The sequence below is a fragment of the Helicobacter pylori HUP-B14 genome, from assembly GCF_000259235.1.
GTDB classification, from domain to species: Bacteria; Campylobacterota; Campylobacteria; order Campylobacterales; family Helicobacteraceae; genus Helicobacter; species Helicobacter pylori_CU.
On the sequence record NC_017733.1, the window covers coordinates 946478 to 960857 of the forward strand.

A 14380-nucleotide genomic window follows, 5' to 3' on the forward strand; every position below is an offset into this window, starting at 1 on the left:
AATTCTATGCATGAGTAGCCCTAATTTATCCTTTTACTATAATGAGTGCGAGCGTTTTGAAAGCTTTTTAAAAAACCATCATTTACACCTTGAAAGCTTCCACCCTTATTTGGAAAAAGCCTTTTTTGAAATGGTGCTTAATGGGGGTAAAAGGTTCCGCCCTAAGCTTTTTTTAGCCGTGCTTTGTGCTTTAGTGGGTAAAAAAGATTATTCTAACCAGCAAACAGAATATTTTAAAATCGCTTTAAGCATTGAATGCTTGCACACTTATTCGCTCATCCATGACGATTTGCCTTGCATGGATAACGCCGCTTTAAGGAGAAACCACCCCACTTTACACGCTAAATACGATGAAACCACAGCCGTTTTAATCGGCGATGCGCTCAACACTTATTCTTTTGAATTGCTCTCAAACTCTTTACTAGAAAGCCATATCATTGTGGAATTAGTCAAAATCTTAAGTGCTAATGGGGGGATTAAAGGCATGATCTTAGGGCAGGCCTTGGATTGCTATTTTGAGAACACGCCCTTAAATTTAGAGCAGCTCACTTTCTTACACGAGCATAAAACCGCTAAATTGATTAGCGCAAGCCTGATGATGGGGCTTGTTGCAAGCGGTATTAAAGATGAAAAGCTTTTTAAATGGCTTCAGGCTTTTGGGTTAAAAACGGGTCTTTGTTTTCAAGTGCTAGATGATATTATAGATGTTACGCAAGATGAAAAAGAAAGCGGTAAAACCACTCATTTAGACAGCGCTAAAAACAGCTTTGTGAATTTATTGGGGCTAGAGAAGGCGAATGATTACGCTCAAACTTTAAAAACAGAGGTTTTAAACGATTTAAACCTATTAAAACCCGCTTATCCTTTATTGCAAGAAAATTTAAACGCATTATTGAACACTCTATTTAAAGGCAAAACATGAAAAAAATTCTACTCACCAACGATGATGGCTACCATGCAAAAGGCATTAAAGCTTTAGAACAAGCTTTAGAAGAAATGGCAGAAATTTATGTGGTCGCCCCCAAGCATGAAAAAAGCGCATGCTCGCAATGCATCACGATCACCGCGCCTTTGAGAGCGGAGAAAATTAAGGGCAAAGAAGGCCGGCATTATAGGATTGATGATGGCACGCCAAGCGATTGCGTGTATCTGGCGATCAATGAGCTTTTTAAACATGTCTGTTTTGATTTGGTGATTTCAGGGATCAATCTTGGATCTAACATGGGCGAAGACACGATTTATTCGGGAACGGTGGCCGGAGCGATTGAAGGCACCATTCAGGGCGTGCCTTCCATTGCGATTTCTCAAATCCTTTCTAACAAAAACAAAAACACTCCCTTAAGTTTTGATTTGGCTCAAAAGATCATCCAGGATTTAGTCCAAAGCGTTTTCACCAAAGGCTACCCTTTAAAGGGGCGCAAACTCCTAAATGTGAATGTCCCTAATTGCTCCTTACAAGAATATAAGGGCGAACGCATCACCCCTAAGGGCTATAGGCTGTATAAAAAAGAAGTGCATAAACGAACAGACCCCAAAAATGAAAGCTATTTTTGGTTAGGGTTGCACCCTTTAGAATGGCAAAAGCGCGAAAATGAAGACAGGCTCTCTGATTTTGACGCTATCGCTTCAAACCATGCCTCTATCACGCCTTTAAATTTAGACTTAACCAGTTATGATGATTTGAAAAGCTTGGAATCTTGGCATGAGGGAATGTTAAAGTGATTAAAAAGCACCGCTTGGCTTTTTTAGGGCTAATTGTTGGGGTGTTTTTTTTCTTTAATGCATGCCAGCACCGCTTGCACATGGGGTATTATTCAGAAGTTACAGGGGATTATTTGTTCAACTATAATTCCACTATCGTGGTAGCTTATGACAGAAGCGATGCGATGACTTCTTATTATATCAATGTGATTGTTTATGAATTGCAAAAATTAGGCTTTTACAATGTCTTCACGCAAGCGGAATTCCCATTAGATAAAGCCAAAAATGTGATCTATGCGCGCATTGTCCGTAATATCTCAGCTGTGCCGTTCTACCAATACAATTACCAACTGATCGATCAAGTCAATAAGCCTTGTTATTTTCTTGGGGGGCAGTTTTATTGCTCCCAAACCCCTACGGATTATTACGCTATCAATGGCTTTAGCGAGCAAATTTTAATGAGCGCTAATTCGCATTTTATTTTGGATTGGTATGATGTGGTGCTGCAAAAACGGGTTTTATATGTAGATGGGAGCGTGAGCGGAAGGACTTGCGGCTATCAGATGCTTTATAGGGATTTGATTAAAAGCACGATCAAACGCATTGATTTTAACCGCCCTGAACGCTACTACTATAATTTAAGACTGCCCCTTTATCAGCCATGTTATAGGCAATGAAATGGTTATCAGGCGATTGTATAAATTTTGCGCTAGCCATGTGGTGCGCAATTGTTCTTCTTTAAAATGCGCTCAAAACATCCATGGGCATAATTATGAAGTGGAAGTCTTTATTGAAACCAACCGCTTGGATAGCGCGAACATGGCATTAGATTTTGGGCTGATGCAACAAGAGATGCAAGTTTTCATTGAGTCGTTTGATCATGCCCATCATTTTTGGGATAAAGAAAGCCTTGAGTTTCAGCGTTTTATAGAAAATCATTGCGTTCGTTATGTGAAATGCTCGTTTAATTTGAGCGCGGAAAGTTACGCTCTTATGTTTTTATACTACTTGACAAGGATTTTACAAAAAAGCGTTTTTTCTAATAATGAAGGGGAGTTAAAGGTTTCTAGCGTGCGCGTGCATGAGACTAAAAACGGCTACGCGGAAAGCTTTTTAAAAGATTTAGAAAACCCTCATTTTAAATCTTTAGTGCATAATCATTGCGTCTCTTTCTCGCAAGGCATTCAAAATTTGTGGCATGATAAGGATTTTTTCAATAAAATCATTAGCGATGAAGAAAAATGCTTTTTTCACGCTAAGCCCTTACACCAGATCCCTTAAAAAATGAAACTCCCGGTCGTTGAGAGCTTTTTTTCCTTACAAGGTGAAGGAAAAAACATAGGCAAACCCAGTCTTTTTTTGCGCTTAGGGGGGTGTAACCTTTCATGCAAGGGCTTTAATTGTAAAACCCCATTCAATGATGAAATCCTAACAGGTTGCGATAGCTTGTATGCGGTGCATCCTAAATTCCAAACATCTTGGGATTATTACAATGAGCCTAAGCCCTTGATTGAACGATTAGTTAATTTAGCCCCTAATTATAAGGATTTTGATTTCATTCTTACAGGCGGGGAGCCAAGCTTGTATTTTAATAACCCTATTTTATTGAGCGTTTTAGAGCATTTCCACCATAAAAAAATCCCTTTATTTGTAGAGAGCAATGGCTCTATTTTTTTTGAATTTAGCCCTATTTTAAAAGAATTGCATTTCACTCTAAGCGTCAAACTCTCTTTTTCTTTGGAGCAAGAAAGCAAGCGGATCAACCTTAAAGCCTTACAAAACATCTTAAATAACGCTAAAAGCGCGCATTTTAAATTCGTATTGGAGAGTCAAAACGCCGCTCAATCTATCGCAGAAATCCAAAGCCTTTTGAAACAACTCTCCTTAAAAAATAATGAAATCTTTTTAATGCCCTTAGGCACAAATAACAACGAGCTAGATAAAAATCTAAAAACTCTAGCCCCCCTAGCCATAAAGCATGGTTTCAGGCTGAGCGATAGGCTCCATATCCGCTTGTGGGATAATAAGAAAGGGTTTTAAAAGACTCATAATAGCGTTATTATTTTAAGCTAAAAATTGTTATCATTACGCTCATTGAAAGATTTAGTTATTTTTGGAAGTTAGAAAATCATGACCATCAAAGTTTTTTCGCCCAAATACCCCACTGAATTAGAAGAATTTTACGCTGAGCGCATCGCTGACAACCCTTTAGGGTTTATCCAACGCTTGGATCTTTTGCCCAGCATTAGCGGGTTTGTTCAAAAATTGCGCGAGCATGGCGGGGAATTTTTTGGAATGAGAGAGGATAAAAAACTCATTGGGATCTGCGGGCTTAATCATGTTGATAAAACAGAAGCAGAGCTGTGTAAATTCCACATTGATACCGCTTATCAATCTCAAGGGTTGGGTCAAAAACTCTATGAGAGCGTGGAGCGATACGCTTTTATTAAAGGCTATACTAAAATCTCTCTGCATGTGAGCAAGAGTCAAATCAAGGCATGCAACCTCTATCAAAAGCTGGGTTTTGTGCGCATCAAAGAAGAGGATTGCGTGGTGGAGTTGGGCGAAGAGGCTTTGATTTTCCCCACTCTTTTTATGGAAAAGATTTTGTCTTGATTGGTGCATCCATTTGACACACGCCTTTTCCCCATCAAACTTTCATTAACACAGCCTAATTAATGCTAAATAAACTATAAAACGAACGCTTGTTTTTAAAAATTTGTTTTAATATGAAACACTAATCCCTTGTAAAAACTTTAAATTTCAAAAAACAAACAAACAACCCCCTTAAATTGTATAATAAAGGCACTATAAACTAAAAAGAGATAACCATGAGAAAACTATTCATCCCACTTTTATTATTCAGCGCTTTAGAATCGAACGAGAAAAATGGCTTTTTCATAGAAGCCGGCTTTGAAACCGGGCTATTAGAAGGCACGCAAACGCAAGAAAAAAGACACACCACCACAAAAAACACTTACGCAACTTACAATTATTTACCCACAGACACGATTTTAAAAAGAGCGGCTAATTTATTTACCAATACTGAAGCGATTTCAAAATTGAAATTCTCATCTTTATCCCCCATTAGAGTGTTGTATATGTATAATGGTCAATTAACTATAGAAAACTTCCTACCTTATAATCTAAGCAATGTGAAGCTTAGCTTTACAGACGCTCAAGGCAATGTGATCGATCTAGGCGTGATAGAAACTATCCCCAAACACTCTAAGATTATTTTGCCCGGAGAGGCATTTGATAGTCTAAAAATTGACCCTTATACTTTATTTCTTCCAAAGATTGAAGCCACTAGCACTTCTGTTTCTGACGCTAACACGCAAAGGGTGTTTGAAACGCTCAATAAGATTAAGACAAATTTGGTCGTAAATTATAGGAATGAAAACAAATTTAAAGATCACGAGAACCACTGGGAAGCTTTCACCCCACAAACCGCAGAAGAATTCACCAATTTAATGTTGAACATGATCGCTGTCTTAGACTCCCAATCTTGGGGCGATGCGATCTTAAACGCTCCTTTTGAATTCACTAATAAAGGCGGAGGAGGGGAATGCGATACCAGCAAAGAGAATGAATGCGTAAATCCCGGAACAAATGGGCTTGTCAATTCTCAAAATAAAAGTTATGTGTTAAACAAACAAGACATTGTCAATAAATTTAGAAACAAAGCGGATCTTGATGTCGTTGTTTTAAAGGATTCAGGGGTTGTAGGGCTTGGGAGTGATATTACCCCTAGCAACAATGATGATGGTAAGCATTATGGCCAATTAGGGGTAGTGGCTTCTGCCTTAGATCCTAAAAAACTCTTTGGTAATGACCTTAAGACTATCAATTTAGAGGATTTAAGAACCATTTTGCATGAATTCAGCCACACTAAAGGCTATGGGCATAACGGGAACATGACTTATCAAAGAGTGCCAACCGGTCAAAACGAAAATGGCAAGCCAAAAGATTCTGATGGTCTCCCCTATAATGTGTGTTCGCTTTATGGGGGTCAAGGTCAGAGCGCTTTCCCTAGCAACTACCCTAATTCCATCTATCACAATTGCGCAGATGTCCCAGCTGGCTTTTTAGGGGTAACAGCAGCGGTTTGGCAGCAGCTTATTAATCAAAACGCTTTACCTATAGATTACGCGAATTTGAGCGCTCAAACAAACTACAATCTAAACGCTAGTTTGAACACGCAAGATTTAGCCAATTCCATGCTTGGCACCATTCAAAAGACCTTTTTGACTTCTAGCGTCACTAACCATTACACTTCAAGTGCGTCGCAAAGTTTTAGAAGTCCTATTTTAGGGGTTAACGCTAAAATAGGCTATCAAAACTACTTTAATGATTTCATAGGGTTGGCTTATTATGGCATCATCAAATACAATTACGCTAAAGCTATTAACCAAAAAGTCCAGCAATTGAGCTATGGTGGGGGGTTAGATTTGTTATTGGATTTCATCACCACTTACTCTAATAAAAATAGCCCTATAGATATTCAAACCAGAAGAAACTTTTCTTCATCTTTTGGTATCTTTGGGGGGTTAAGGGGCTTGTATAACAGCTATTATGTGCTCAATAAAGTCAAAGGGAGCGGTAATTTAGATGTGGCTACCGGGTTGAACTACCGCTATAAGCATTCTAAGTATTCTGTAGGGATTAGCATTCCCTTAATCCAAAGAAAAGCTAGCGTCGTTTCTAGTGGTAGCGATTACACGAACTCTTTTGTTTTCAATGAAGGGGCTAGCCATTTTAAGGTGTTTTTCAATTATGGGTGGGTGTTTTAGAGTGTGAAAATATTGAAAAGCTCAATCAAGCGATAATCTCATTGTGATGCACTCCATAGGGGCTATGGGGTTTTAATGAGGTTGCAGAGAGGAATTATAATATCCCCCCACCCCCTTAAGAGTTTTACAACAAAATGAAATCTAAAACGATAAGTTTAAAAATCTTTGAATGTTAAGAATTTCATTACCACCAAAATCCACCAACGCCAAGCGTTAAACCCTTACAACAAATGGTGCTAAAACACCCTATTAAAACTTAAATAATAACGCTTCATTTTTTAGCTTTTTCTCTCTTTCTCCACGAAATTCCTCTATATTTTCCCATTCTAATTTTAGGTTCAATATAGTTTCTTTTTTTAAATATGGTCTGATGAAAATCGGCTCAATCTTGGTTGAATGATTCAAAGGTTTGCACATCCTTCATGCTGTGGGCGACACTTCGGTATCACTGGATTTGCGGTAAATTGGTGCCATTAAAAGCGATGTAATAAAAGCAATTAAAGAAACTATGAGGATATAAAAGCTCAAACCATAACTTTGCAAACTTTCAGGCGCTGCTATGGCTTTTGCGTTTAACCAGCTTGAAAGTTGAGGGGTAAAGCCAGCGGTTATAGCATAGGCTATGTTATAAGCAAAGGAAATCCCACTAAAACGGATTCTAGCACTAAACACATCGCTCATGAAAATGGGACAAAAATTCATAATGCCCGCACAAAAGCAAGCTAAAAAGTATAAAACTATGGTATTGATTAAACTTGGCGCGTTAGAATAAAATTCTTTGAAGAATAAAAAGCCAAAAAACCCAAAGGCCGCACTAAAAGCCATACAAACTTTGTGCGGTTTGATTTTATCGGCCAAAAACCCGGTGAAAATAATAGAACTTACAATACCAACAAGCCCTAAAATTTGAAAATAGGTTTTTTCAAAAGGAGTGAAATTAAAATTGGGATGCTTGAGAGTAAAATTGGGAATAAAAAGGATAAAAATCAAAATACAAGCGGTTAAAACCCAAGTGATAAGCATGGAGATTGATATACCAAAGAGGGAGTTTTTAAACACCTCTTTAAGCGGGAATTTGACTAATGCATCGTCTTGCTTCATTTGCTGAAAAACAGGAGTTTCCTCTAAAAAGCGCCTCAAATACACAGAAATGATACCAAAAATCCCTCCAAGCCCAAAGGCAACCCTCCAAGCCCAATCTTCAACAACAGGCTTGTCAAAAACCATATAAATCCCTATATAAACCAAACTCCCAAGCAAAATCCCAGAAACTACAGAAGCGGTTAAAAAACCAATATAAGTGTTTTTTTGGCCTTGCGGGGCATGCTCATGGACAAAAACCCAAGCACCAGGCAATTCACCACCCACAGCAACGCCTTGACAAATCCTAACAAACACCAAAAAAACAGGAGCTATGTAACCAAGATAATGAGCGTTTTTTAGGCTAAGTCCCATGCTATCAACGCCAAAACCCACCAAATGATTAAAAGTTGGCATCAAAGCTAGCGCAAAGGTTGGGATCACCATTAGTAAAATAGAGAGCATGAACATGTTTTTACGACCGAATTTATCCCCAAAGTGGGCCATCACTATGCCGCCAAGCGGGCGCGCCAGATAACCTGCAGCAAAGATACCATAAGTGTTGATTTCAGACCAAATAGGGCTGAGCGTGTTCGGGAAAAAGTGTTTGGCAATGATACTCGTAAAAAATACAAAGATGATAAAATCGTAAAATTCTAAAGTCCCCCCAAGCGAAGATAACCCCAAGGTTCTTACCTCTTTTTTGCCTAAATGTTTTATTGATTATCCTTTCACTAAGGCTATCGCCCTTTTAATTTTTCATTTTGAAACTAAGATTGATAAAATTAATATAGATACCTTACACCTTAACGGCATTTTTAGATAACAAGCATTAAATGAAATTTGATTAGCGTTCAAAAAGCGAATCATTCTACCTTTTTTATCATTAAGCATCACTTAAACGAGTTTATATTTTGTTTCACCCGTTTTAAACGCTTACTTGATTGTATCAGCCACGAAAACACTCCTATTAAGACTTAGGCAATAACACTTCTTTTAATTTGGTAATGATAGCTTCTTCTCTTTTTTCACGAAATTCCTTTATATTTTCCCATTCTAATTCTAGGGTAGGGTCAATATAATTTTTTCTTTTATACTCTTCTATGGCTCGCTCATTTTTAGATTCTTCTTTGAGCCACACCTCAGGGTCTTTATCCTTTTTGGCTTGGTTCTCTGCACCTTCTAAAAGTTGGAGGTTGAATAAATAATCCTTCCACCCATAGAAATCTTTATTTAATTTTTTATTTTCCTTTTTAAACTTGGACTTTGGATAAATATGGTCTATATGAAAAGTGGTGGTCTTATAGTTCAGGTTTGGGTATAAGATTTGCAAGATAGGAAAGACTAAAGCATGGCTACTAGAACACATCATTTCTTCTATAGCATCGTTAGTGATTTTTAAAGGGCATGTTTGGTGTTTGGCTAAATTGTGGTTGAATGCTTCAAAGGTTTGCGCATCTTTCATGCTATTGGCTATGTTGTTTAATTTTGTATCCGTTGAAGGAGTGAAATAACTCGTGATTTGAGCGTTACGGACAAATTTTAGGGCTTGTTCTTTATCGTTTTTATCCATTTTTAAAAAATATTTTGGATTTAAAAAATCAAAATAGGCTAAACTGGATAGGATATAAGCTGAACCTAGATAGCCCGCATAACCAAAAGTTTCTAATAGTTTTGCAGCATTATAAATGCTTTCTGTAATTTTCTCCCAATTGTCTTCAATCTCTTTGATATTTTTTTTATTAAAATTTTTTAATTCAAAAGTAGTGTCTTTACCAATGAGAAGCAAGCAAGTTTTTAACACCTGGTCTTTCCCCACATTTGGAAAACCTTTGTCTTTTAAGGTATCTACTAGCTCATTCATTTTTTCTCTAATATCGCTTGAAAAACTTGCTGTCAAAATAGACATCAATAAATCAGAATAGCTTAACTTAACCCCGCCGCTATTGACACGGATAAAGATATTTAAAAACTTTATTAAGATTTTTTTCTGTTTCTTCAAAAAATGAAATGAGTTGTTTGTCGTGAAAAGCTTTGTTTAGTGTTTCTAATAATTTCAATCTTTCACCTTTTAAATTATGTTCTTGCACATAATCCCAAACACTTTCCAACTCTAAAATATCCCCCACCTTAAACCACCAATGTTTTTCATCATTCTCAGGCTTTTTGGCATGAAATTCAAACTTATAATTGTCTTCTGGGTTGTCCATGTTTGGCTGGTACTTCAAGTTCAAATACAAACGCCTCTCTTCGTAAGCGTTAGGGTTATTGTTTTTAGCCCACTTTTTTTTAAGCGTTCTAGTACCTTTAAGCCCGATATAAAGCGAGGTTAAACGCTGTTGGCCATCTAGGACGATATACAAATCATCACACTTGATTTGTTCAATACGGATTTTTTCATTGTGAGGCTTTCGCTCATCGTAGTTTGTAATGAATTGATAAAGTTGGAAATTGAGTTTATCGCTATCTTGTTCGTCGCTCTTGGCTATATCCTCTTTTTGTAATTTCCAAAATAAAAAAGAGCCGATAGGGTAGCCCCTAAGAATGGAGTCAAAAAGTTGCTCTATCTTTTTTTCATCGGCTTTTTTGAGCCACACGTATTCACGCTGAATGTCAGGCAAAAAATAACGAACATTCAATTCATCTACCACTTCTTTAATGCTCTTATCCAAAAACATACTCATGAGAATCTCCTTATCTTGTATTATTCAGGCTGTATTATAATCAAATATTAAAGAGATTAGATTAAGCCAATTTAATTTAAGATTTTTTCCACGCGCTTTTGGACCGCTTCTAAAACCAAGCAAAAAAGCCAGTAAATCAAAGCGGCTTCCAAGTAAATAGGCAAAAAGTCATAGCTGGCGTTCGCTTTTTGCTGCGCGATTCTAAAAACCTCTGCGATGGTTACCACAGAAGCTAAAGAAGTTTCTTTAAAAAGGCTGATGAAAGTGTTACTCAGGCTTGGCGTGGCGACTTTGAGCGCTTGAAAAAAGATGACATGCCAAAAGGTTTGCAAGTAATTCAAACCCAAACTCAGGCTTGAATCCCATTGATCTTTAGGGACAGAAAGAAAGCTCGCCCTTAAAGTCTCTGAAGCGTATGCCCCCACATTAAAAGAAAACGCAATGATGCCTGCTGGGATTGGATCCATATAAACCCCAAGGGCGGGCAAACCATAAAACACCACCACGATTTGGACCAATAAAGGCGTGCCTCTAATGATTGACACATAGAAATTCACGCCCGCTAATAAAGCCTTATGAATGAAATGTTTAGGGGGCGCGATTTTAATGAGAGCCACCACAATGGCAATCAATAAGCCTAAAATAAAAGAGATTATCGCCAAAGGCAAAGAAATAGAAAAAGCGGCTTTTAGCATGGGGTAGAAAGCCTCTAATAATAGTTCCAAACGCTCCTTGCTCAAATCTAAAGATTCAAAAAACAAAGACAGATTAGGGCTGGCTGACATCTTTTCCAAAAAATTGTTCGCCTAAGCGTTTTAAAACCCCTTTATTGATCAATCTTTGCATCGCCTGGTTGATAAGCTCTAAGGCTTTTTCTTGGTGCTTGTTAATAACAAAGGAAGCGCCCCCATCCTTTTCTTTGGACTCCCATGCGATTTTAAAGGGGCTGTTTTTATGGGTGTTTAGGTAGTTTAAGATCGCTAAAGAACTATTTAAGGTCAAATCGGCTCGTTTTTGCGCCACCAACAACAAGGCTTGCGCCATAGAATCCACCGAAACGATTTGAGCGTCGTATTTAAAAGCGATTTCCCCATAAGTGGAGCTTAAAGTGTTAGCCGCCTTTAAGCCCCTAATGTCTTTAATATCTTTAATGCGGTTTTCATCTTTCCTGACCAGCATGATGGTGCCTGAATAGCTATAAGGCAAGCTTTTGTCAAAAGCCGCTTGGCGTTTTTTAGTCGTCAAACTCACCTGGTTAGCGACCATATCAAAACGCCCTGATTTCAAGCCTGTAAGCATGATATCCCATGAAGTTTCGTGGAATTTGATTTTCACGCCAAGCTCTTTAGCCAACTCCCTAGCCACTTCCACATCATAGCCGGTGAGCTTGCCCTCTTTATTGTGGTAAGTGAAAGGGGGGTAAATGCCCTCTGTGCCAACGCTGATCGTTTCTTTATTAATCAGTTTTTCATACAAGCTAGAAGCGTTCAAAAAACTCCCCAAAAAACTTATTACTAACAAAAATAAAACTTTTTTCATTTTATATTTTAATCCTGAATTTTTTCAAGCATTCTAACACAAAATAAAGTTTTGCATGATTTGATTTTAGATATAGACGCGCTCCAAGCGTTTGGACAAAGTGCTGATAGTTTCATAAGGAATGGTGTTTAAAAGTGCAGCGATCTCGCTTGCGTCATTAGCTTTAGCGCTTTTATCCCCAAACAAAATAATCTCATCGCCCTCTTTGGCTTGAATATCATTGAGTTTGACAAAGCACTGATCCATGCACACCTTGCCAATCAAAGGGGCTAGTTGGTTATTGATTACTACTTGAATGCGATTGCCTAAAGCGCGCGCTAACCCGTCCGCATACCCTAGCGCTAAAACGCCCACTAAAGTTTCTTCATTGGTGTAAAAATGCTCGCCATAGCCAATAAATTCGCCTTTTTTAACGCTTCTGATTTGAACGATTTGGGCTTTTAAACTGATAACATTTTTCAAGATGGTTGGGCATGATTGCTTAACTTCATTAGAGGGGTAAAAACCATAGAGCATGATGCCTGGGCGATAGAGGTTTAACAAACGATTTTCATTCCCATTACACAAAGAAAGGATGCCGGCAGAATTGTAGGCATGGCGGTATTGAAATTCTATTTTTTGATCCAAAAGCTGCTCTAAAAAAGCGTTAAAGGCTTTCATTTGGTTTTTAGCATGGGTTTTAATCTTAGCATCAGCGTTGCTTAAATGCGTGAATATCCCCTCTATTTCCAAACCTTTTAAAGCGCGGATTTTTTTAATGATTTCTATGCTTTTAAAATTAGGCTCTAAACCCAAGCGGTGCATGCCAGTATCAATTTTAAGATGCACTTTTAAGCGTTTTTTGGCTTTTAAAGCCATTTGAGAAAAAACTTCCGCTTGTTCAAGGCTAAAAACCATAGCGCTCAAATCGTTATCAATCAGCATGGAAGCGTTAGCATTAGGGCTATAGCCTAAAATCAAAATGGGGGTTTTAGGGAAATGAGAGCGCAATTCTAAAGCTTCATCTAAAGTCGCTACCCCTAAATAATTAGCCCCTTCTTGCAAGAAAATTTCGCTTGCCTTAATCGCACCCACCCCATAAGCGTTCGCCTTGACAACCGCCATGACACAAGCGTCTTTAGGGACAATGCTTTTGACTGCACTAAAATTATGCCTTAAAGAAGCGGTATTTACTTCTACAAAACTCGCCCTTTTTAACATGCCATTTTACTTGTTAGAATGCTTGCTAAAATACCAACGAGTTTCAGAATAAACCACTTTATGCAATAAAATCAAAGCGATTAAATTAGGGATAGCCATAAGCCCGTTAGAAAGATCCGCTAAATTCCACACAAAATCAATTTTAGCCATAGCCCCCACCATCACGCTCGCTAAAAAGATCAAGCGGTAATATTTCACTTTTTTTTCACCAAAGGCGTATTCCGTGCATTTTTCCCCATAATAAGCCCAACCAATGATCGTAGAGTAGGCAAAAAAGATCATGGTCAAAAAAATCACCACTGCCCCTAATGAGCCTAAAAAATACTCCGTGCTTTTTAGAGTGAGCAAATTAGCGCTTAATTTTTCCCCATTAGGGAGCAAGGTGTTGTATTCTGGCGCCATTAAAATCACGCTCGCTGTTGCCGAACACACCACTAAGGTTACAATAAAAGTTTGGAGCATGGACACTAAGGCTTGGCGCACCGGGTGGCGTGTTTGAGCGCTTGCAGCAATAATGGCTGAGCTCCCTAACCCCGCTTCATTAGAATACAACCCCCTAGCCACGCCCGTTTTTATCATCGTCGCTACCAACGCGCCGCTCGCTCCGCCCACAACGGGTTTAGGGTTAAAGGCTTCTTCAAAAATGAGTTTGATCGCTTGAAGGGTTAAATCAAAATGGCTGACAATAATATAAATGATAGCGATCAAATATAAAAGCACCATAATAGGAGCTAAGTAAGAAGTGAATTTACCAATGGATTTAATCCCCCCTATGACAATAACAGCGGTTAAAAGAGTGAGCAATAAGCCTGAAACCCAAGTAGGCAGGTTCGCTTGTTCGCTTAAAATGGAAGAAACCGCATTGGATTGCGTCATGTTACCGGTGCCAATGCTCGCAATAATCGTAAAAATCGCAAACGCCATGGCGAGTTTGGGCATGTTAAGGCCGTTTTTGATGTAATACATGGGCCCTCCGTTGTATCCAAACGCCCCTTTTTCCCTGTATTTCACCGCTAAAATCCCCTCAGAATACTTAGTCGCCATGCCAACAAGCCCAGTAACCCACATCCAAAACACCGCTCCTGGCCCTGCGATGCTGATAGCAGTCGCTACGCCTACGATACTCCCAATGCCTACGGTTGCTCCTAAAGAAAGCATGAGAGCGGAAAATTGCGAAATGTCGCCCTTAGATTGGGACTCTTTGTCAAAAAGGATTTTGATCGCATAAAAGATCTTACTGAATTGCAAACCCCTAAGATAGAAGGTTAAAAACAAGCCGGTGCCTACTAATAAAATTTGCATGGGAATCCCCCACACAAAATTGGATAACAAACGCACCACCGAATCAATCGTTTCCATAAAAACTCCTTAACAAACTAGGGT

At 38.5% G+C, this 14380-nt stretch carries 12 protein-coding genes and 1 pseudogene; 7 read left to right on the forward strand and 6 right to left on the reverse strand.

What is annotated here, in order from left to right:
- The first annotated feature begins 10 nt into the window (after nucleotides 1–10).
- From HPB14_RS04515 to HPB14_RS04545, 7 genes are all read left to right on the forward strand, one after another.
- On the forward strand, nucleotides 11–922 hold the full coding sequence (locus tag HPB14_RS04515) for a polyprenyl synthetase family protein (RefSeq protein WP_000098050.1): 912 nt from the start codon (nucleotides 11–13) through the stop codon (nucleotides 920–922).
- Entirely contained in the window at nucleotides 919–1722 is an 804-nt protein-coding gene (gene surE, locus HPB14_RS04520) for a 5'/3'-nucleotidase SurE (RefSeq protein WP_000722463.1), read from the forward strand. The genes HPB14_RS04515 and surE overlap by 4 nt, the downstream gene beginning before the upstream one ends.
- Complete coding sequence (locus HPB14_RS04525; protein ID WP_000591722.1) at nucleotides 1719–2378, forward strand: hypothetical protein; 660 nt, start codon at nucleotides 1719–1721, stop codon at nucleotides 2376–2378. The genes surE and HPB14_RS04525 overlap by 4 nt, the downstream gene beginning before the upstream one ends.
- Nucleotide 2379: 1 nt before the next feature.
- Nucleotides 2380–2982, forward strand: coding sequence for a 6-pyruvoyl trahydropterin synthase family protein (locus HPB14_RS04530; protein ID WP_000236831.1), 603 nt, complete (start codon nucleotides 2380–2382; stop codon nucleotides 2980–2982).
- 3 nt (nucleotides 2983–2985) lie between these two features.
- A complete protein-coding gene (locus HPB14_RS04535) occupies nucleotides 2986–3741 on the forward strand; it encodes a 7-carboxy-7-deazaguanine synthase QueE (protein WP_000775583.1) in 756 nt (251 codons plus the stop codon).
- Between the two features lie 90 nt (nucleotides 3742–3831).
- Nucleotides 3832–4317 (forward strand): GNAT family N-acetyltransferase, encoded by a 486-nt coding sequence (locus tag HPB14_RS04540; protein WP_000153382.1) that lies wholly within the window; start codon nucleotides 3832–3834, stop codon nucleotides 4315–4317.
- Nucleotides 4318–4532: 215 nt separating this feature from the next.
- Nucleotides 4533–6494, forward strand: a complete 1962-nt coding sequence (locus HPB14_RS04545) for a porin family protein (RefSeq protein WP_001228468.1) — start codon at nucleotides 4533–4535, stop codon at nucleotides 6492–6494.
- A gap of 420 nt (nucleotides 6495–6914) precedes the next feature.
- On the opposite strand, the gene HPB14_RS04550 is transcribed toward HPB14_RS04545, so the two are convergent.
- The 6 genes and pseudogenes from HPB14_RS04550 to HPB14_RS04580 all read right to left on the reverse strand — a co-directional run bounded on the left by HPB14_RS04550 (nucleotide 6915) and on the right by HPB14_RS04580 (nucleotide 14356).
- Nucleotides 6915–8294: an MFS transporter gene (locus HPB14_RS04550; RefSeq protein WP_041199436.1), complete on the reverse strand. Its 1380-nt coding sequence runs from the start codon at nucleotides 8292–8294 to the stop codon at nucleotides 6915–6917.
- A 250-nt stretch (nucleotides 8295–8544) separates the two neighbouring features.
- Nucleotides 8545–10258 (reverse strand): annotated as a pseudogene (locus HPB14_RS07965) (DUF262 domain-containing protein).
- Between the two features lie 71 nt (nucleotides 10259–10329).
- The gene (locus HPB14_RS04565) at nucleotides 10330–11043 is read right to left on the reverse strand and encodes an amino acid ABC transporter permease (protein WP_014658494.1); all 714 of its coding nucleotides are present in this window, start codon (nucleotides 11041–11043) and stop codon (nucleotides 10330–10332) included.
- A complete protein-coding gene (locus tag HPB14_RS04570) occupies nucleotides 11027–11797 on the reverse strand; it encodes an amino acid ABC transporter substrate-binding protein (protein ID WP_000756493.1) in 771 nt (256 codons plus the stop codon). The genes HPB14_RS04565 and HPB14_RS04570 overlap by 17 nt, the downstream gene beginning before the upstream one ends.
- 66 nt (nucleotides 11798–11863) lie before the next feature.
- On the reverse strand, nucleotides 11864–12997 hold the full coding sequence (gene alr / locus HPB14_RS04575) for an alanine racemase (RefSeq protein ID WP_000917989.1): 1134 nt from the start codon (nucleotides 12995–12997) through the stop codon (nucleotides 11864–11866).
- Between the two features lie 6 nt (nucleotides 12998–13003).
- Complete coding sequence (locus HPB14_RS04580; RefSeq protein WP_000447588.1) at nucleotides 13004–14356, reverse strand: alanine/glycine:cation symporter family protein; 1353 nt, start codon at nucleotides 14354–14356, stop codon at nucleotides 13004–13006.
- Nucleotides 14357–14380 lie beyond the last annotated feature (24 nt).